15 protein-coding genes are annotated in these 18,879 nt (G+C 56.5%); 6 read left to right on the top strand and 9 right to left on the bottom strand.

The window, feature by feature from the left end:
- Window positions 1-6: 6 nt before the first annotated feature.
- Window positions 7-2,091: a 4-alpha-glucanotransferase gene (malQ, locus tag AB2B48_RS16195; protein ID WP_368299610.1), complete on the top strand. Its 2,085-nt coding sequence runs from the start codon at window positions 7-9 to the stop codon at window positions 2,089-2,091.
- Between the two features lie 125 nt (window positions 2,092-2,216).
- Here malQ and gntT read toward each other — a convergent pair whose 3' ends face one another.
- From gntT to gntX, 3 genes are all read right to left on the bottom strand, one after another.
- Window positions 2,217-3,533 carry a gluconate transporter gene (gene gntT, locus AB2B48_RS16190; protein ID WP_035892130.1) on the bottom strand — a complete coding sequence of 439 codons (1,317 nt, stop codon included), beginning with the start codon at window positions 3,531-3,533 and terminating at the stop codon, window positions 2,217-2,219.
- 420 nt (window positions 3,534-3,953) lie between these two features.
- Complete coding sequence (nfuA, locus tag AB2B48_RS16185) at window positions 3,954-4,529, bottom strand: Fe-S biogenesis protein NfuA (protein ID WP_106925116.1); 576 nt, start codon at window positions 4,527-4,529, stop codon at window positions 3,954-3,956.
- A 58-nt stretch (window positions 4,530-4,587) separates the two neighbouring features.
- A complete protein-coding gene (gene gntX, locus AB2B48_RS16180) occupies window positions 4,588-5,262 on the bottom strand; it encodes a DNA utilization protein GntX (protein WP_185669004.1) in 675 nt (224 codons plus the stop codon).
- Window positions 5,263-5,300: 38 nt separating this feature from the next.
- On the opposite strand from gntX, the gene bioH reads away from it, so the two are divergent.
- Window positions 5,301-6,071, top strand: a complete 771-nt coding sequence (bioH, locus tag AB2B48_RS16175) for a pimeloyl-ACP methyl ester esterase BioH (protein ID WP_368299609.1) — start codon at window positions 5,301-5,303, stop codon at window positions 6,069-6,071.
- A gap of 121 nt (window positions 6,072-6,192) precedes the next feature.
- Window positions 6,193-6,462 carry a YdgH/BhsA/McbA-like domain containing protein gene (locus AB2B48_RS16170; protein WP_185669002.1) on the top strand — a complete coding sequence of 90 codons (270 nt, stop codon included), beginning with the start codon at window positions 6,193-6,195 and terminating at the stop codon, window positions 6,460-6,462.
- Between the two features lie 51 nt (window positions 6,463-6,513).
- On the opposite strand, the gene feoC is transcribed toward AB2B48_RS16170, so the two are convergent.
- The 5 genes from feoC to greB all read right to left on the bottom strand — a co-directional run bounded on the left by feoC (window position 6,514) and on the right by greB (window position 12,675).
- Window positions 6,514-6,750: a [Fe-S]-dependent transcriptional repressor FeoC gene (gene feoC, locus AB2B48_RS16165; protein ID WP_185669001.1), complete on the bottom strand. Its 237-nt coding sequence runs from the start codon at window positions 6,748-6,750 to the stop codon at window positions 6,514-6,516.
- 8 nt (window positions 6,751-6,758) lie between these two features.
- Window positions 6,759-9,077: a Fe(2+) transporter permease subunit FeoB gene (gene feoB / locus AB2B48_RS16160; protein ID WP_368299608.1), complete on the bottom strand. Its 2,319-nt coding sequence runs from the start codon at window positions 9,075-9,077 to the stop codon at window positions 6,759-6,761.
- A gap of 28 nt (window positions 9,078-9,105) precedes the next feature.
- Window positions 9,106-9,333 carry a ferrous iron transporter A gene (gene feoA / locus AB2B48_RS16155; RefSeq protein ID WP_052282977.1) on the bottom strand — a complete coding sequence of 76 codons (228 nt, stop codon included), beginning with the start codon at window positions 9,331-9,333 and terminating at the stop codon, window positions 9,106-9,108.
- A 432-nt stretch (window positions 9,334-9,765) separates the two neighbouring features.
- Window positions 9,766-12,102 carry a Tex family protein gene (locus AB2B48_RS16150; protein ID WP_368299607.1) on the bottom strand — a complete coding sequence of 779 codons (2,337 nt, stop codon included), beginning with the start codon at window positions 12,100-12,102 and terminating at the stop codon, window positions 9,766-9,768.
- A 99-nt stretch (window positions 12,103-12,201) separates the two neighbouring features.
- Window positions 12,202-12,675 (bottom strand): transcription elongation factor GreB, encoded by a 474-nt coding sequence (greB, locus tag AB2B48_RS16145; RefSeq protein WP_185668998.1) that lies wholly within the window; start codon window positions 12,673-12,675, stop codon window positions 12,202-12,204.
- Between the two features lie 230 nt (window positions 12,676-12,905).
- Here greB and ompR point away from each other — a divergent pair, with 230 nt between their 5' ends.
- Together ompR and envZ are read left to right on the top strand one after the other, a co-directional pair.
- Window positions 12,906-13,625, top strand: coding sequence for a two-component system response regulator OmpR (gene ompR / locus AB2B48_RS16140; protein ID WP_001157751.1), 720 nt, complete (start codon window positions 12,906-12,908; stop codon window positions 13,623-13,625).
- Window positions 13,622-14,974, top strand: coding sequence for a two-component system sensor histidine kinase EnvZ (gene envZ, locus AB2B48_RS16135; RefSeq protein WP_220440240.1), 1,353 nt, complete (start codon window positions 13,622-13,624; stop codon window positions 14,972-14,974). The genes ompR and envZ overlap by 4 nt, the downstream gene beginning before the upstream one ends.
- A gap of 137 nt (window positions 14,975-15,111) precedes the next feature.
- On the opposite strand, the gene pckA is transcribed toward envZ, so the two are convergent.
- Window positions 15,112-16,728: a phosphoenolpyruvate carboxykinase (ATP) gene (gene pckA, locus AB2B48_RS16130; RefSeq protein ID WP_220440241.1), complete on the bottom strand. Its 1,617-nt coding sequence runs from the start codon at window positions 16,726-16,728 to the stop codon at window positions 15,112-15,114.
- A 368-nt stretch (window positions 16,729-17,096) separates the two neighbouring features.
- Here pckA and AB2B48_RS16125 point away from each other — a divergent pair, with 368 nt between their 5' ends.
- Window positions 17,097-18,815: a DUF4153 domain-containing protein gene (locus tag AB2B48_RS16125; RefSeq protein ID WP_368299606.1), complete on the top strand. Its 1,719-nt coding sequence runs from the start codon at window positions 17,097-17,099 to the stop codon at window positions 18,813-18,815.
- The last annotated feature ends 64 nt before the right edge of the window (window positions 18,816-18,879 follow it).

Here is an 18,879-nt window from a genome sequence, read left to right as displayed (position 1 = left end):
CAGGCCATGGAGAGCAAACGCCTCGATAATGCCGCGCTGGCGGCGGGTATCAGCCCAAACTACATCAATGCCCACGGCAAGCCGCAGTCTATTGGCGCCGACACCAAACGGCGTTTGCTTGACGCGATGCATCATACCGCCGCCACGGATGTGGCGGCCACGCCGGTGCCAAACGTCATGATCTGGACGTTTGGCAAGAAGATGACGCTGGCGGTGGAGGGGAAGGGCGAATTTAGCTGGATCCTCACCACCGAAGAGGGCAAGCAGTATCACGGCCAGGCAACGGGCGGTAAAACGCTCAGTCTGCCGACCCGGCTGCCGGAAGGGTATCACTCGTTAACCCTGACCCAGGGCGAAGAGCGCTGGCACTGCCGGGCGATTATCGCGCCGGAGCGCTGCTATGAGCCACAGCCTCTGAAAGAGGCGAAAAAGCTGTGGGGCGCCTGCGTGCAGCTCTACACCCTGCGTTCGGAGAAGAACTGGGGCATCGGTGACTTCGGTGACCTGAAGGCGATGCTGCCGGAAGTGGCGAAGCGCGGCGGTTCGTTTATCGGCCTCAACCCGATTCATGCGCTCTACCCGGCGAACCCGGAGAGTGCCAGCCCGTACAGCCCGTCCTCACGTCGCTGGATGAACGTTATCTATATCGACGTGAACGCGGTGGAAGACTTTGCGCTGAGCGACGAGGCGCAGGCGTGGTGGAAGCTGCCAGCAACCCAGAAGAAGCTGCAAGCCGCCCGCGACGTGGATCAGGTGGACTACACCGCGGTGACTGAGCTGAAAATGACGGCGCTGCGCATGGCATGGAAACGCTTTGCCAAACGCAACGATGAGCAGATGGCGACCTTCCGCTACTTTGTCGATAAAGAAGGGGAGAGCCTCTACTGGCAGGCGGTATATGACGCGCTGCATGCTCATCAGGTGAAAGAAGACAAGCTGCGCTGGGGCTGGCCGGCCTGGCCGAAGGCGTATCAGACTATCGAAAGCCCGGAAGTGCAGGCATTCTGTAAAAAGCACGCCGACGACGTGGATTTCTACCTGTGGCTGCAATGGCTGGCGTATACCCAGTTTGCAGACTGCTGGGAGACCAGCCAGCGCGATGCGATGCCGATTGGCCTCTACCGCGACCTGGCGGTAGGCGTGGCGGAAGGCGGCGCGGAAACCTGGTGCGACCGCGAGCTGTACTGCCTGAAAGCTTCCGTAGGCGCACCGCCGGATATTCTCGGCCCGCTAGGACAGAACTGGGGCCTGCCGCCGATGGATCCGCATATCATCGCCGCGCGTGCCTATGAGCCGTTTATTGAACTGCTGCGCGCTAATATGAAAAACTGCGGCGCGCTGCGTATCGACCACGTGATGTCGGTCCTGCGTCTGTGGTGGATCCCTTACGGCGAAACTGCTGACCACGGCGCTTACGTGCAGTATCCGGTGGATGCGCTGCTGTCGATTCTGGCGCTGGAGAGTAAACGTCATCGCTGTATGGTGATTGGCGAAGACCTCGGCACCGTCCCGGTGGAGATTGTCGGTAAGCTGCGTAAGAGCGGGGTTTACTCGTACAAGGTGCTCTACTTCGAAAATGACAGCGAGAAGAACTTCCGCGCGCCGAAAGCCTATCCTGAGCAGTCGATGGCCGTGGCAACCACCCACGACCTACCTACGCTGCGCGGCTATTGGGAAAGCGGGGACCTGACGCTCGGCAATCAGCTGGGGCTTTACCCTGATGCTGACGTACTGCGTGGGCTGTATCAGGACCGCGAGTTGGCGAAGCAGGGGTTGCTGGATGCGCTGCATAAGTACGGCGCGCTGCCGAAACGTGCGGGGCATAAGGCGTCGCTGATGTCGATGACCGCCACGCTGAGCCGCGGTATGCAACGCTATATTGCTGACAGCAATAGCGCCCTGTTGGGGCTCCAGCCGGAAGACTGGCTGCAGATGTCCAGCCCGGTCAACATTCCAGGCACCAGCTCCGAGTACCCGAACTGGCGGCGCAAGCTCTCCACGTCGCTGGAAGCGATGTTTGCTGACGACGGGGTGAATAAGCTGATTAAAGATTTGGACAAGCGCCGAAAAGCAGCGAGTAAGAAGAAGTAAAAATGAAAACGCCGGGGATATCCCCGGCGTTTTTGTCTCTGTTGGTTCTGTACAGCCCCGGAGTCGGTGCGATTACCGCCACGATTCGTAGCCCGGCCGAGCGAAGCGACGCCGGGGATACCGTGTTACACCACCATTCCCAGCAGCAAACAACCCACCAGACCGCAAACCGAGATAATGGTTTCCAGCATCGACCAGGACTTAATGGTCTCGCCGATAGTCAGGTTGAAGTACTCCTTGAACAGCCAGAAGCCTGGATCGTTCACGTGGGAGAAGATAACGGAGCCGGAACCGACCGCGATAACCATCAGTTCAGGGCTGACGCCGGTGGTGGCAATCAGCGGCGCCGCGATACCACCAGCGGTGATGGCCGCAACGGTGGCAGAACCCAGTGCAATACGCAGTACGGCGGCGATAGACCAGGCCATAAACAGCGGAGACACGTTGGACTCGTGCATGATAGACGCGATGTACTTATCCACGCCGGAGTCGACCAGTACCTGCTTGAAGGCACCGCCGCCGCCGATGATCAGCAGCATCATGGCAATAATTTTAATGGAGGAGATCAGCGTATCGTTGATGTCATCCATCGAACGGCCACGGTTCAGGCCGAAGGTGAAGATAGCAATCAGCACCGCAATCAGGGTCGCCATCACCGGATCGCCGAAGAATTCAGCAGCAGGCAGCAGGGCGTGGCCTTTTGGCAGCACCATTTCCGCGATAGCGCGCAGCGCCATCAGGATGACCGGCACCAGAGAGGTCCAGACGCTCACGCCGAAGGACGGCATCTCTGCATCGGTGAAGGTTTTCGGGTTGTGCAGACCCTCCGGGATTGGCTTGTCGATACTTTTCAGGCAGCGCGCATAAACCGGGCCCGCCAGAATAACGGTCGGGATAGCCAGCAGCGTCCCGTACAGCAGGGTTTTACCCATGTCCGCGTGGAAGATAGTGGCGATAGCGGTTGGGCCCGGGTGAGGCGGCAGAAAGCCGTGGGTCACGGAGAGCGCCGCCGCCATTGGCACGCCGACGTACAGCAGCGGAATACGTGCGTTTGCCGCAATGGTGAACACCAGCGGCAGCAGCAGAACGAAGCCCACTTCATAGAACAGCGCGAAGCCGACGGTGAAGCCGGTCAGTACGACGGCCCACTGAATGTGCTTACGACCAAATTTGTCGATGAGGGTTGTGGCGATACGCTGCGCACCGCCGCAGTCCGCCAGCATCTTACCGAGCATGGCGCCGAAGCCCATAATCAGCGCCAGGCTGCCGAGGGTGCCGCCAACGCCGTTTTTAATGGAGACGATAACTTTGTCCAGGGGCATGCCCTGCATTAATCCGACGGCGAGTGCCACCAGAACCAGAGCGATAAACCCGTTCATTTTGAAACGGATCATCAGCAGTAATAAGAGGATAACCCCGATAGCTACGATGATTAATGGCATAATTTATCCAGCCTTTAATTTGTTATGGGTAACGTCACTGTTGCTGCGACAACGTCCAATTGTCCCTACAGAGGGAATAGGTACTGACTTCTTCACACCACCGTATGTTTATGACTCAGACAAAGGATAGCTGGCTATTTATTTAACGCGGTGGTGTGTGTTGCGATGATACGGGTAACATGTAGAGGTTGAGAATAACCCCAGGCATGGAAATGTGAAATCTGCGACGGTAGTCAAATTATTGGTAGGGTTATTGCAGAGTTTGGAGCGGGAATTTGCAAGGCATGTTGCGCGGTAACATGTGTAGAACGGAGAATTTCCCGGGGTCGGCGTAAACGCCTCGCCCGGGCTACCAGTGAGAGTCGCACTTGTTTGTTGCCCGGCCAGGCGAAGCGCCGCCGGGACAAGCACGGCGCTAACTTAGTAGTAAGAGTGCTCGCCGCGCTGGTGTTCGGTCAGATCGCGAACGCCTTTAAGGTCAGGGAATTCAGCCAGCAGCTGTTTTTCGATCCCATCTTTCAGCGTGACGTCAATCATCGAGCAACCGTTACAGCCGCCGCCAAACTGCAGGATGGCGTAGCCGTCGTCGGTGATTTCCATCAGCGACACGCGGCCACCGTGACCAGCCAGCTGTGGGTTAACCTGCGACTGCAGCATGTATTCAACGCGCTCCATCAGCGGGGCATCGTCGGACACTTTACGCATTTTCGCGTTTGGCGCTTTCAGGGTCAGCTGAGAACCCAGCTGATCGGTAACGAAATCGATTTCCGCATCTTCCAGATACGGAGCGCTCAGCTCGTCGACATAAGCGGTGAGCTGTTCAAATTTCAGGGCAGTATCACTTGCTTCCACCGCATCCGGCGGGCAATAAGAAACGCCGCATTCTGCGTTAGGCGTACCAGGGTTAATCACAAATACACGGATTTGTGTCCCTTCTTCCTGATTTTGCAGAAGTTTGGCAAAGTGCGCTTGCGCAGTATCGGAAATACGGATCATAGCTTTGACCTAATAGTTGACTACTTTAGTTGGTTATAATACGCCCATCGCTGGGGGTCTACAAGGTGCGACACAGACACCATACCTGAACGCTCGCCGCGCCATTTCGCAAAAGAAGCCGGGAAATCTCAGCAACGGTGCTGCCGGTAGTGACCACATCATCCACAATAACCATATGGCGACCCTGCACCGGTAATTCAAGCTGGAACGCATTTTTCAGGTTCTGTTTGCGCAGCCTGGCGCTGAGCTGATGCTGGGTGGCGGTGGGGCGTATGCGGACGATCGCCCGTGGGGTAAATTCGCAGGGCAGCCATTTCGCCAGCGCCCGGCACAACAGCTCGCTCTGGTTATACCCGCGCCGCCAGTGACGGCGCTGCCACAAGGGGACGCTGATAAGCTGCTGCGGCATGGGCCACGTACCGCTACGCCGCACGGCTAACAGCAGCAGACGCGCCAGCGCGGGGGCTAGCTCTGCCTGGCCGCTGAACTTGAAGTGGTGAATCAACGTACTGAGCGGTGGTTGATAGTCGTTTACGGTCACCAGACGCTGCCAGGGCGGCGGTTTTTGTAGGCAGCGCCCGCACGGTGCATGGGTGCTCCCCGAAGGTAAACCGCATTGCGGGCAGCGACAAATCTCGCTTTCTACCGCGTGGGTACAGCGCGAGCAGATGCCCCACGCGGGTAGCGCTAGCGGCATTTTGCATAGCCAGCACGAGCCGTGGACTGTTAGCATAATCCCTCCTTGAACCAATAAAACGAGAACAATAGCTGATGAACGACATCTGGTGGCAAACCACGGGCGAAGGAGATTGTCATCTTGTGCTGCTGCACGGATGGGGGCTGAATGCTCAGGTCTGGGATTGCATTACGCCGGAATTAGGCGCGCATTTTACGCTGCATCTGGTCGACCTGCCGGGCTATGGCCGCAGCGGTGGGTTTGGTGCGCTTTCGCTGGAAGAGATGGCCGAACATGTGCTGGAAAAAGCGCCGGTTAACGCTATCTGGCTTGGCTGGAGTCTTGGGGGGCTGGTGGCAAGCGAAGTGGCATTACGCCACCCGGAACGCGTCGAGGCGTTGGTCACCGTCGCATCGTCCCCTTGCTTTAGCGCGCATGACGCGTGGCCCGGCATTAAGCCTGAGGTGCTCAGTGGGTTCCAGCAGCAGCTCAGCGAAGATTTCCAGCGCACCGTTGAGCGTTTCCTGGCGCTGCAAACGCTGGGTACCGAAAGCGCCCGTCAGGATGCGCGCGCGCTGAAACAGACGGTGCTGTCCCTGCCAATGCCCTCTTCTGAGGTGCTGAACGGCGGCCTGGAGATCCTCAAAACCGCTGACCTGCGCCAGTCACTCACCGCGCTGACGGTGCCGTTCCTGCGCCTTTACGGTCGGCTTGATGGGTTAGTCCCGCGCAAGATTGTGCCGCTGCTGGATGCCCAGTGGCCGCAGAGTGAATCGCTGGTGTTTGATAAGGCGGCCCATGCGCCGTTTATTTCGCATCCACAGGCATTTTGCGAGTCGTTGATTGCGTTAAAAAAGCAGCTTTAAAATAATTTTTTACCTGACGTGGTAAATGGCAAATTTGTAGCAATACTTAACTTGTTGCGGTGGCTGACTATTTCAGTAAGCCACCGTCACCTACAAAAATAACTGAATGGAGTGTAGGCCTATGAAACTTGTTACAGGTATTGTTGCATCTCTGGTTATTGGTTCTCTGTCATTTGGCGCATTTGCCGCCAAGGAAATTACTAAAGAAGACGTTGCGAAGATGAAGCTGACTAAAATTGGCAACATCACCACGTCAAAAACGACGTCGCCGATGGACGCGAAGCACGATCTGTCGAAAAAAGCGGATGAGCTGGGCGGCAAGTACTATGTGATTATCGCGGGTCAGAAAAACGAGAAAAACGTTCACGGTAACGCGGACGTCTATAAGTAAGTAGGGTCGAACATGTTATTCCCGGCGTTGCGTTAACGCCGGGAATACGTTTTAGCGTAGCGCCCACCACTGACGTAAGCAGGCTTTTCCTTCCGGGCAGCTTTTGCAGCTGCCGGTCAGACACCCATCCGGTTCTTCGTCAATCTTCATGACTTTCCCCATGGCTTCCAGGCGGCTCAGCATGGCATCGATCATCGCCTGCGGCGTGTGCAGTTGGGCGCTGAGCTGTGAGGCTTCCATGCGTCCCTGCAGTGCCAGCATATCGCGTACTTCAATCAATGATGCCATGATGACTCCTAGTGACAATCGCCCGCTGGGCTAGAGCAGCATGAGGTTGGCGTTTTACGCGTCGCCAGCAGGGAGACGTCCACCCGGCTACGGGCACGGCGCAGCAGACCAATCACCACCACGTTGAACAGAATCACCGCCAGGATGCACACCAGGCTGTAGCGTGGGTGCTGGCTGAAGCTCACCGTCTGGTAGTACAGCGTCGAGAGTGAGTAGGCGATGTTCAGACCCCAGAGAATAGAGAAGGACATCCAGCCGCGGCTCGACTCACGGGCAATCGCCCCCATCACCGAAATGCATGGAATGTAGAGCAGAACGAAAATCAGGTAGCTGTAGGCTGCTGCCGCGCTGCCGAACTTGCTGCTCATCACGCCCATCGCCCCGGTTTCCATCTCGCCGTCGCCTTTGCTGGCTTCGATTGGGTTGGCCAGTACGCTCAGGCTAAAGGTGTCTTTCAGCCCCTGCCAGGTTTCATCAGCCGCTGCCAGCAGCTCTTCACCGAGACTGAATTCCTGCGGGTTGAACTCCTCGTTCTGAATGTTTTCGGCGGTGTAGAGGGTGTTCAGCGTACCGACCACCACTTCTTTTGCCATCGCGCCGGTAAACAGACCCACGGTGGCCTGCCAGTTATCGTCATGGACGCCAATCGGTTTAAACACCGGCGTAATGGCGCGGCTGACGGAGGCCAGCGCGGAGTCGTTGATGTTATCGACGATTTTGCCGCTGAACGAGAAGCTGTTCAGCGCGCTCAGGAAGATACTGACGATAACGATAACTTTACCCGCGCGCAGCACGAAGCCTTTCAGGCGCTGCCAGGTCTGGATAATCAGGCTCTTAATATGCGGTACGTGGTACACCGGCAGTTCCATCACGAACGGCGATGCTTCACCGCGCATAATGGTGTATTTGAGCATAAGGCCGGTCAGGATGGCGATAACGATCCCCAGCACGTACAGGGAGAAGACCACCAGCGCGCCGCCCTGGCCGAAGAAGGCGGCGGCGAAGACGGCGAAGATAGCCAGACGTGCGCCACAGGACATAAACGGCGCCATCATAATGGTCATCAGACGCTCGCGCGGTGCATCCAGAGTACGTGCGCCCATGACCGACGGCACGTTACAGCCGAAGCCGACGATCAGCGGTACAAAGGATTTACCCGGCAGACCCAGAGACTGCATCAGGCGGTCCATCACGAATGCCGCACGCGCCATGTACCCGGAGTCCTCAAGGAAGGAGAGGAACAGGTACATCATGCCGATTTGCGGCACTAACGGCAGCACGGTGTTAATACCACCGCCGATGCCCTGCGCCAGGAAGACCGTCAGCCAGTCCGGGAAGTGCAACTGGTAGCCAATCCACTGAATGCCGTGGATAAAGATAGCGACGGAGCCGCCGTCAAAGATCGGCTGCAGTGCGCCACCGATGTTGATAGCCAGCAAGAACATCAGGTACATGACGAACAGGAAAATCGGTAAACCCAGCACGCGGTTGAGGACGATTTTGTCCAGTGCGGCGGTGAAGCGGCTTGGCTCGGCGGTCAGGGTGTTACTGACGGCGTCGCAAATCGCGGCAATGCTTTGATAGCGGGCGTCGGCGATATGCAGAGCCGGGTCATCCATCTCTTCGCTCAGGTGCGCCAGAGAGACGTCCAGCTTGTGCGCGGCGTCGCCAGCGTAGGCGCGGCTATAGATATCGCCTTCCAGCATCTGCATGCCCAGCCAGTGACGCTGACGTTCAGGGATCTCCTGCGCCATCTCTTTTGCCAGGTTATCGGCTTCGCGCAGCAGCGGCTGTGGATAGTGAACCAGCTCAATCGGCTGGTTGCCCTGATGGCGGTCAATCGCCATTTTCAGCGCTTCAATTCCGCGAGCGCGGGTGGACACCAGCGGCACAACCGGGCAGCCGAGGCGTGCCGAGAGCGCATCCACGTCGATACGGATTTGCTGTTTCTCGGCAATATCGAGCATGTTCAGCGCGACCACGCACGGAATGCCCAGCTCGAGCAGCTGCAGCGTCAGGTAGAGGTTACGTTCGAGGTTGGAGGCGTCGACCACGTTAATCAGCAGGTCGGCATCACCGCTCAGAATATAGTGGCAGGCAATCTGCTCATCCAGCGAGGTTTGCGAGGAGATGGTGGTCAGCGAGTAGGTACCCGGCAGGTCGACGAGGGTGACCTGATGGTCGGTAGTGGCGAACGCGCCTTCTTTGCGCTCTACCGTTACCCCGGCCCAGTTGCCTACGCGCTGGCGCGCGCCGGTGAGCTGGTTGAATAAGGTTGTTTTGCCGGAATTAGGATTACCAATTAAACCGATGGTTAATTTTTTCATATTTCAGACTCTTAGTACCGGGCTGGGGTTATTGCGCGACGGCTTCTAATTCAATAAGCGCGAGATCTTTCTTACGCAATACCAGGCTAACGCGACGGGTTTCAATATGAATAGGGTCGCCGAGTGGCGCTACGCGAACTACATTAAAGGACGATCCCGGCAGCATGCCCAGGGACAGCAGTTTCTGACGATAAGCTGGGCTAATTTCGCGGGAGAAACCGACAATCTTCCACGCAGTATCAGGTGTAAATTGCATATAACCTACTTGTGTATCGCTAGCTGAACGAGGGGAGCACCGCGCGCTGCCTGGCGGCAACCGGGGCGTCGTCAACGAATAAAGAAATAAAGCCTACTGAAAATGATGATAATGAGAATGGTTTTTATCATCAATACATATTATGCGATCGGCGGGAATTTCGAGCGGAATTTGCACTTTTTTTGATATGACGCAAGCAACTCATTGTAGCCGTAAATGAATTAAATATTATTTTCTTCGCTTAATGTTTAATTAAGGTTTCATTGGTTAATAAAATAAAACATGATGACGCTTATTATTAAAAGCCTATAAAAACGAACGGTAGGGTGAGATATATTGCGGTAGCCCGGGCGAGGCGTTTTAACGCCGACCCCGGGGTGGCTCTGGAGCCTTTCCCGGCGTCGCTGTGCTCGGCCGGGCTACTGGTTGCAATTAGCGTTTTTTACCCATGGCGGCTGCCAATGCGTCCATCATGGCGCTGTTACCTGCAGGCTGCGCTTCACGCCCGCGCGGTTTTGCGGCTTTCGCGGCCGGGCGGTTGTTGCCCTGGCTGCGATCGTTACCGCCACTGCCGCGACGGGCGTTGGTTTCACCCGGCTGCTCGTCAAGACGCATGGTCAGCGCGATGCGCTTACGCTGCAGATCCACTTCCAGCACCTTCACTTTGACGATATCGCCCGCTTTCACCACGGTATGTGGGTCTTCGACGAACTTATCCGCCAGTGAAGAGATGTGAACCAGGCCGTCCTGATGCACGCCAATATCAACAAATGCGCCAAAGTTGGTGACGTTGGTGACGGCGCCTTCGAGGACCATCCCCGGCAGCAGGTCGTTCATGGTTTCTACACCGTCGGCGAACTTCGCGGTTTTAAACTCAGGACGCGGGTCGCGGCCTGGTTTTTCCAGCTCTTTGATGATGTCGGTAACGGTGGGCACACCAAAACGATCGTCGGTGAACTCAGAGGCTTTCAGGTTTCTGAGCTCATTACTGTTGCCCATTAAATCCTTCAGCGCCTGCTGTGTGGCGGCCAGAATGCGTTCGACCACCGGATACGCTTCCGGGTGAACGGTTGAAGCATCCAGCGGGTTATCGCCGTGGTTTATACGCAGGAAGCCCGCGCACTGCTCAAACGCTTTTGGCCCCAGACGGCTCACCTTCAGCAGTTGCTGGCGGTTCTGGAACTGACCGTTCTCATCGCGCCAGGCGACGATGTTCTGCGCCATCATACGCGTCAGGCCCGCCACGCGGGTCAGCAGCGGCACGGAAGCGGTGTTCAGGTCTACGCCGACGGCGTTTACGCAGTCTTCCACCACCGCATCCAGCTTGCGTGCTAGCTGAGTCTGACTGACGTCGTGCTGATACTGGCCGACCCCGATGGATTTCGGGTCGATTTTCACCAGCTCTGCCAACGGATCCTGTAGACGACGGGCGATAGAGACCGCGCCGCGCAGGGAAACGTCGAGGTCCGGGAACTCCAGCGCTGCCAGCTCGGAGGCGGAATAGACGGAAGCGCCCGCTTCGCTGACGATCACCTTCTGCGCGGTGACTTTCGGGAACTGTTGCTGCACGTCGAGGAAGAAGCGCTCGGTTTCACGAGATGCCGTTCCGTTACCGATAGCCACCAGCTCTACGTTGTGCTTTTCACACAGCGCGGCAACGGCAACCGCCGCTTTCGCGGCCTGACCGGTATGGGGGTAAATGGTGTCGGTGGCGACCAGCTTGCCAGTACCGTCAACCACTGCCACTTTTACGCCGGTACGCAGGCCCGGATCGAGGCCCATGGTGGCGCGCAGGCCAGCCGGTGCCGCCATCAGCAGATCGTGCAGGTTACGGGCGAAGACGTTGATGGCTTCATCTTCCGCGCGTTCGCGCACGGTGCCCATCAGCTCGGTTTCAAGGTGCATCAGCACTTTGATGCGCCAGGTCCAGCTGACCACGCCTTTACGCCAGCTGTCCGCTGGGGCGTTGTTCAGGCGCAGACCAAGGTGGTCGATAATAATCTGTTCGCAGTAGCTCTCTTTCGGCGGCTCGTCGAACTGTGGGTCGGCGTTGAGGGAGAGTTGCAGCACGCCTTCGTTGCGCCCGCGGAACATCGCCAGCGCGCGGTGGGAAGGGGTGGTTGAAATCGGTTCGTGATGGTCGAAGTAGTCGCGGAATTTTGCGCCTTCCTCTTCTTTACCGCTGACCACTTTGGCGACCAGGTGGGCGTTCTTCCACAGATAGTCACGCACTTTAGCCAGCAGGCCGGCGTCTTCTGCGAAGCGCTCCATCAGGATGTAGCGCGCGCCGTCGAGGGCGGCTTTGGTATCCGCTACACCCTTATCGGCATCGATAAATCTGGCGGCTTCGGTTTCCGGGTCGTGGGACGGCTCGCTCCACAGCAGGTCGGCCAGCGGCTCAAGGCCCGCTTCAATGGCAATCTGCCCGCGGGTGCGGCGCTTCTGTTTGTACGGTAAGTAGAGGTCTTCCAGCTCGGTTTTGTTGAGCGTGCCGTTGATGGCTTTTTCCAGCGCTTCGGTCAGCTTACCCTGCTCACCGATGGATTTCAGAATGACCTGACGGCGGTCTTCCAGCTCACGCAAATACCCGAGGCGGGTTTCCAGATTACGCAGCTGCGTATCATCCAGTCCGCCGGTGATTTCCTTACGATAACGTGCAATAAACGGCACGGTGTTCCCTTCATCAAGCAGGCGAACGGCGGCTTCCACCTGTTCGGCTCTGGCCTGAAGTTCACCCGCAATAATGCGGCAGAGCGAATCATTCATCATGGCTTGGTTTCACTGTTAGGTCATAAAATCAGGGGACAGTTATACGGATTGACTGGCAAAAATGCCAGTCATCAGCGGGGGCTTCGGATTGTTCCGGCCTTATTTTACGTATTCGATCTCGTTCACGTACCAGCTGGCTTCGCCGGCCGGGGTGTTGACCACCGCCAGATCGCCAACCTCTTTCTTCAGCAACGCGCGGGCCATCGGCGAGTCGATGGAGATATAGTCCTTGCGACCAAAAATCTCATCGTAGCCGACGATACGAAAACGCTTGGTTTCGCCGTCGTCGTTTTCTATCTCAACCCAGGCGCCGAAAAAGACTTTACCTTCCTGCTGCGGGGAGTAATCGACAATACGCAGATTCTCAAGACACTTGGTCAAATAACGAACGCGGCGGTCAATCTCCCTTAAGCGTTTTTTATTATACTGGTAGTCAGCGTTTTCACTGCGATCGCCAAGGCTTGCGGCCCAGGTCACCTTCTTTGTGACCTCCGGGCGCTCTTCGCGCCAGAGATAATCCATCTCTTTTTTGAGCTTTTCGTACCCTTCACGGGTGATCAACTGTGTTTTCATGTTCCGTGCTTACCTGGCTACCGAGGAAAGAATACGCACAATACGTATTACGTGAGTATGCCGACAGAATAAATAATGTGTATTAAGATTCATTGTATACTTAACTCGCTGTTAAATATGCTTTGTAACAATTTAGCCTGGAATTTATACCAGATTTAGCTGGTCGCAAGCGCAGGCTTTTTTGAGAATACATGCTGAATAATTGTTGCGAACCTTTGGGAGTAAAAACAATGCAAGAGAATTATAAGATTCTTGTTGTGGATGACGATATGCGCCTGCGTGCGCTGCTGGAACGTTATCTGACCGAGCAGGGTTTCCAGGTTCGAAGCGTAGCTAACGCCGAACAGATGGACAGATTGCTGACCCGTGAATCATTCCATCTGATGGTTCTGGATTTAATGCTGCCAGGCGAAGATGGTCTGTCGATTTGCCGTCGTCTGCGTAGCCAGAGCAACCCGATGCCGATCATTATGGTGACGGCGAAAGGGGAAGAAGTTGACCGTATCGTGGGCCTGGAAATTGGTGCCGACGACTACATTCCGAAACCGTTCAACCCGCGTGAACTGCTGGCCCGTATCCGTGCGGTGCTGCGCCGTCAGGCGAACGAACTGCCGGGCGCGCCTTCTCAGGAAGAAGCGGTTATCGCCTTCGGTAAGTTCAAGCTGAACCTTGGTACTCGTGAAATGTTCCGTGAAGACGAGCCTATGCCGCTCACCAGCGGTGAGTTCGCGGTGCTGAAAGCGCTGGTCAGCCACCCGCGCGAGCCGCTGTCTCGCGACAAGCTGATGAACCTGGCGCGTGGTCGTGAATACTCGGCGATGGAGCGCTCTATCGACGTGCAGATTTCTCGTCTGCGCCGCATGGTGGAAGAAGATCCGGCTCACCCACGCTATATTCAGACCGTTTGGGGTCTGGGCTACGTGTTCGTTCCGGACGGTTCTAAAGCATGAGGAGACTGCGCTTCTCGCCTCGAAGTTCGTTTGCCCGCACGTTGCTGCTGATTGTCACCCTGCTGTTCGTCAGCCTGGTGACAACCTATCTTGTGGTGCTGAACTTCGCGATTTTGCCAAGCCTGCAGCAGTTTAATAAGGTCTTAGCCTACGAAGTCCGTATGTTGATGACCGATAAACTGCAGCTGGAAGACGGCACGCAACTTGTCGTGCCGCCGGCATTTCGCCGCGAGATCTATCGTGAACTGGGTATCTCACTCTATTCCGATGAAGCCGCTGAAGAGGCCGGTTTACGCTGGGCTCAACACTACGAGTTCTTAAGTCAGCAGATGGCCCAGCAGCTGGGCGGGCCGACTGAAGTTCGCGTTGAAGTCAATAAAAGCTCCCCGGTGGTCTGGTTGAAGACCTGGCTGTCGCCCAATATTTGGGTGCGTGTGCCGTTAACCGAGATCCATCAGGGAGACTTCTCCCCGCTCTTCCGCTATACCCTGGCGATTATGCTGCTGGCGATAGGCGGCGCGTGGCTGTTTATCCGCATCCAGAACCGACCCCTGGTCGACCTGGAGCACGCCGCGCTGCAGGTCGGTAAGGGCATCATTCCTCCGCCGCTGCGTGAATACGGTGCGTCTGAGGTGCGTTCGGTGACTCGAGCCTTTAATCATATGGCCGCGGGCGTGAAGCAGCTTTCCGACGACCGTACGCTGTTGATGGCCGGCGTCAGCCACGATCTGCGTACGCCGCTAACGCGTATTCGTCTGGCGACGGAGATGATGGGCGAAGAGGATGGTTATCTTGCTGAATCTATCAATAAAGATATTGAAGAGTGCAATGCCATCATCGAGCAGTTTATTGACTATCTGCGTACCGGTCAGGAGATGCCGCTGGAGTCTATCGATCTCAATGCCGTGCTCGGTGAAGTGATCGCAGCAGAAAGCGGCTATGAGCGGGAAATTGATACCGCACTGTTCGACGATGAGATCCCGGTAAGGGTGCATCCGCTGTCTATCAAGCGTGCACTGGCCAATATGGTGGTGAACGCGGCGCGTTACGGCAACGGCTGGATTAAAGTCAGTAGCGGTCGTGAAGCGCATCGCGCCTGGTTCCAGGTGGAAGACGATGGTCCAGGGATTAAACCCGAGCAGCGTAAGCACCTGTTCCAGCCGTTTGTGCGTGGCGATAGCGCCCGTACCATCAGCGGAACGGGGCTGGGGCTGGCGATCGTGCAGCGTATCATCGATAACCACAACGGGATGCTGGAGCTGGATACCAGTGAACGCGGCGGGTTGCTGATACGCGCGTGGCTGCCGGTGCCGGGAAGTCGTCCGCAAACGCCGACGAAAGAGAGCTAAAAAAAACCGCTGGGGGAAACCCCGGCGGTTTTTGTTTGTGTGGTGCAGTGTGCTGTCCCGGCGGCGCTTCGCTTGGCCGGGCTACTTGTTTCTAATGTAGCCCGGGCGAGGCGGATACGCCGACCCCGGGGATGCCGTTACAGCTTTGGCCCTGCGCTCACCAGTGCGGCGCCTGCCGGGGTATCGGTGTATTTCTCGAAGTTCTCAATGAACAGCTTCGCCAGTGCTTGCGCTTTTTCCTGCCACTGCTCCGGCGAACCGTAGGTGCTGCGCGGGTCGAGGATGTGGGTGTCTACGCCCGGCAGTTCGGTTGGGATCTGCAGGTCGAACATAGGCAGGGTGAAGGTTTCTGCGTTGTCCAGCGAGCCGTCGAGGATGGCATCGATAATCGCGCGCGTATTCTGGATAGAGATACGTTTGCCGGTGCCGTTCCAGCCGGTGTTGACCAGGTAAGCCTGTGCGCCAGCGGCCTGCATGCGTTTTACCAGCACTTCTGCGTACTGCGTTGGGTGCAGCGACAGGAAGGCTGCGCCGAAGCAGGCTGAGAAGGTTGGGGTTGGCTCGGTGACGCCGCGCTCGGTGCCCGCCAGCTTCGCGGTGAAGCCAGAGAGGAAGTGGTACTGCGTCTGATCGGCGGTGAGGCGCGATACCGGCGGCAGAACCCCGAAGGCATCGGCGGTCAGGAAGATAACCTTGGTCGCATGGCCCGCTTTTGACACCGGCTTCACGATATTGTCGATGTGATAAATCGGGTAGGAGACGCGGGTGTTCTCGGTTTTGGAACCGTCGTCGAAGTCGATAGTGCCATCGGCCAGCACGACCACGTTTTCCAGCAGCGCATCGCGGCGAATCGCGTGATAGATATCAGGCTCGGCGGCTTCGGAGAGCTTGATGGTCTTCGCGTAGCAGCCGCCTTCAAAGTTAAACACGCCGTCGTCGTCCCAGCCGTGTTCGTCATCGCCAATCAGACGACGTTTCGGGTCGGTGGAGAGGGTGGTTTTACCGGTGCCGGACAGGCCGAAGAAGACCGCCACGTCACCTTTTTCGCCGACGTTAGCCGAGCAGTGCATGGACGCGATGCCCTGCAGCGGCAGCAGGTAGTTCATGATAGAGAACATCCCTTTTTTCATTTCGCCGCCGTACCAGGTCCCGCCGATCAGCTGGATGCGCTCTGTCAGGTTAAACGCGACAAAGTTTTCCGAGTTGAGACCCTGCTCTTTCCACTGTGGGTTAGTGCATTTTGCGCCGTTCATCACGATAAAGTCTGGCTTGAAGGTCTTCAGTTCTTCATCGGTTGGACGGATAAACATATTCTTCACGAAGTGCGCCTGCCAGGCGACTTCAGTAATAAAGCGGACGGACAGGCGGGTGTCTTCATTCGCGCCGCAGTAGGCATCGATGATGAACAGGCGCTTGCCGGACAGTTGCTGGGAGACCAGGCCTTTAAGATGTTGCCAAATTTCAGGTGATAGAGGCTTGTTGTCATTTTTTCCGTTGCCCTTATCAGACCACCATACCGTGTCGCGTGTGGTGTCGTCGCGAACGATATATTTGTCCTTTGGAGAACGGCCGGTAAAGATACCGGTATCGACAGAAATTGCGCCCAGGTTCGTTAAGATACCGCGCTCATAACCTTCCAGGTTAGGATCGAGTTCTTCTTGATACAATGTATCGTAATCGGGGTTGTAGACGATATCCTGTGCGTCGTTAATACCATAAGCCTTGAGGTCCTGCGGGGTTATACCGTTGCGCATTTCACTGCTCCTTAGCCAATATGTACTGCTATAAATTCTATGGGTATTTTAGGGGTGTTGACCGCGACCAGGCTCATAGATTTACGTATCCCGACAAACGTCTTACTTACGAAAACATTGTGACTCCTGTCACGAAGCGACAGGGATTATGACAGGAAAAGCCCCATAATTGGCACGAATGTTCTTAAATGGTTACAAAATGGTTTAATTGACAGCGTAAATGTGAAATTAATCGCATTTATGAAAGAAAATTACGTAATGCTTTCAGAGAAAAAATCGATTCACCACGCTGAGCATAATTGAGTTTTGGCGCTCTAACCGGGACGCGAAACGCGTTTTTTCTTCACTTCTGGAACAGGAATATCGATATGGATGCTGTGACTCCTCTTTCGCCCCCAACCCGCTGGGGTATGGTGCTAACCGGCGTCATACAAGGGCTCTTGTGCTATTTACTGACGATGTATCTGATCCCTAAAAACAGCGGCTGGATGTTTTACGCTTTGCCGGGAAGCCTGGCATTATCTTCTGTGCTGCTGTTTACCGTGGTCTCCTTCAAACAGCGCGCGCTATGGTGCTGGCTGGCGGTGGTGCTGGTGGTGGTACTGGGGATGGGGGGCTGGCTTAAGTTCAATCTCAACGATGAAGACCACTGGCGGCAGTACGATGCGCTGTGGACTTACGGTTGTTGCCTGCTATTGATGGCGATGCTGGCGCTGCCGTGGCTGCAGTATCGCCTTCAACCAACGCCCGGTGTGGCGCGTTATGCGCACTTTTATGCTCAGCAGTGGCAAAACGCGCTGACGCTGCTGCTGATTGGCGTTGCTAACGGCCTGGTGTGGTTGGTTCTGTTGCTCTGGAGCGGGCTGTTTGAGCTTGCCAATATTAGCTTCTTTTCACACCTGTTCTTCGATACGCAGTGGTTTGTCTTTATCTGCATTGGCCTGGTGACGGCGCTAACGGTGATCCTCGCGCGCCAGAATGAACGGCTGATTGCTGCCATCCACAAGCTGCTGGCGCTGATTGCTACCGGGCTGCTGCCGCTGGTATCGCTGCTGGCGCTGCTGTTTCTGGTTACGCTGCCGTTTGCGGGCGTGACGGCGATTTCTCAACGCTTTTCCGCTGCGGGACTGCTCTCTGCGCTGGCCTTTGTGCAACTACTGCTGACGGCGATGGTCTGGGCACCGCACCAGGCGCGTCTGGCTTATCCGCGGCCGCTGCGTGGCCTGATTCTGGCCGCTGTGATGCTCTCGCCGGTATACGTGCTGATTGCCGCCTGGGCGTTGTGGGTGCGCATTGGACAGTATGGCTGGACGTCGGACCGTCTACACGGCGTGCTGGTGGTGGTGGTTCTGCTGGTCTGGTCGGTGGGCTATTTGCTGAGTCTGCTGCGCCGCCGCGACGATCCCTCTTCTGCGCTGGGAAGGGTGAACTTAACGGTATCACTGCTGGGGTTGGTGCTGCTGGCGCTGCTGTATACGCCAGTGCTGGACAGCTGGCGCATCAGCGTGAATAGCCATATGGCGCGGTACCACAGCGGGAAAATCAATGCTGACCAGGTCAGCCTGTATATGCTGTCGCACAGCGGCAAGCCGGGGCGCGCGGCGCTGCTTGAATTACAGAAAGATAAAGAATTTACCAAAGATGCGAAGCGTCAAAAGCAGCTTAAGCGCTTGTTGAGCGGTGACCTTCGTCCGACGGTAAAACTGACCCCTGATGTGCTGACGAAAAATGTACTGGTGCTGCCCGGCAGTACGCCGCCGGATGATGCGCTATGGGCGGCGGTGATTGAACGTCGTTATCTGGTGGAGTCCTGCGGCGACGCCGATAGCTGCGTGCTGGTGAGTCAGGATCTCAACGCTGATGGCAAGGCGGAGCAGGTGCTGTATGCCTTTGGCGATCGTACCGTGCTGGTCTTTGGTCAGAGTGAGAAGGACTGGGAGTACAAAGCGAGTGCGCCGCTGCCATCCGGCGTGAATAAGGCGAAACTGCTGCAGGCTAAGAAGGATGGAACGTTAGGTTCGAAACCGAAGGCGTGGAAAGATATTACGCTGGGGGATGAAACGGTGGTGCTGGAGTATCGGCGCTGATTTTCCCTGGCGGCGCTGCGCTTGGCCGGGCTACAAACGATCGTAGCCCGGTCGAACGAAGTGA

This window comes from Kluyvera sichuanensis (assembly GCF_040930405.1).
In the GTDB taxonomy this organism is placed as follows: Bacteria; Pseudomonadota; Gammaproteobacteria; order Enterobacterales; family Enterobacteriaceae; genus Kluyvera; species Kluyvera sichuanensis.
This window is presented reverse-complemented; position numbering and strand designations above follow the sequence as displayed.

Coding starts and splice junctions, on each gene's coding strand:
- bioH (WP_368299609.1), top strand. CDS start 5,301: ATGAACGACATCTGGTGGCAAACCACGGGCGAAGGAGATTGTCATCTT.
- envZ (WP_220440240.1), top strand. CDS start 13,622: ATGAGGAGACTGCGCTTCTCGCCTCGAAGTTCGTTTGCCCGCACGTTG.
- ompR (WP_001157751.1), top strand. CDS start 12,906: ATGCAAGAGAATTATAAGATTCTTGTTGTGGATGACGATATGCGCCTG.
- feoB (WP_368299608.1), bottom strand. CDS start 9,077: ATGAAAAAATTAACCATCGGTTTAATTGGTAATCCTAATTCCGGCAAA.
- malQ (WP_368299610.1), top strand. CDS start 7: ATGGAGAGCAAACGCCTCGATAATGCCGCGCTGGCGGCGGGTATCAGC.
- greB (WP_185668998.1), bottom strand. CDS start 12,675: ATGAAAACACAGTTGATCACCCGTGAAGGGTACGAAAAGCTCAAAAAA.
- gntT (WP_035892130.1), bottom strand. CDS start 3,533: ATGCCATTAATCATCGTAGCTATCGGGGTTATCCTCTTATTACTGCTG.
- feoA (WP_052282977.1), bottom strand. CDS start 9,333: ATGCAATTTACACCTGATACTGCGTGGAAGATTGTCGGTTTCTCCCGC.
- feoC (WP_185669001.1), bottom strand. CDS start 6,750: ATGGCATCATTGATTGAAGTACGCGATATGCTGGCACTGCAGGGACGC.
- nfuA (WP_106925116.1), bottom strand. CDS start 4,529: ATGATCCGTATTTCCGATACTGCGCAAGCGCACTTTGCCAAACTTCTG.
- AB2B48_RS16125 (WP_368299606.1), top strand. CDS start 17,097: ATGGATGCTGTGACTCCTCTTTCGCCCCCAACCCGCTGGGGTATGGTG.
- pckA (WP_220440241.1), bottom strand. CDS start 16,728: ATGCGCAACGGTATAACCCCGCAGGACCTCAAGGCTTATGGTATTAAC.
- AB2B48_RS16170 (WP_185669002.1), top strand. CDS start 6,193: ATGAAACTTGTTACAGGTATTGTTGCATCTCTGGTTATTGGTTCTCTG.
- AB2B48_RS16150 (WP_368299607.1), bottom strand. CDS start 12,102: ATGATGAATGATTCGCTCTGCCGCATTATTGCGGGTGAACTTCAGGCC.
- gntX (WP_185669004.1), bottom strand. CDS start 5,262: ATGCTAACAGTCCACGGCTCGTGCTGGCTATGCAAAATGCCGCTAGCG.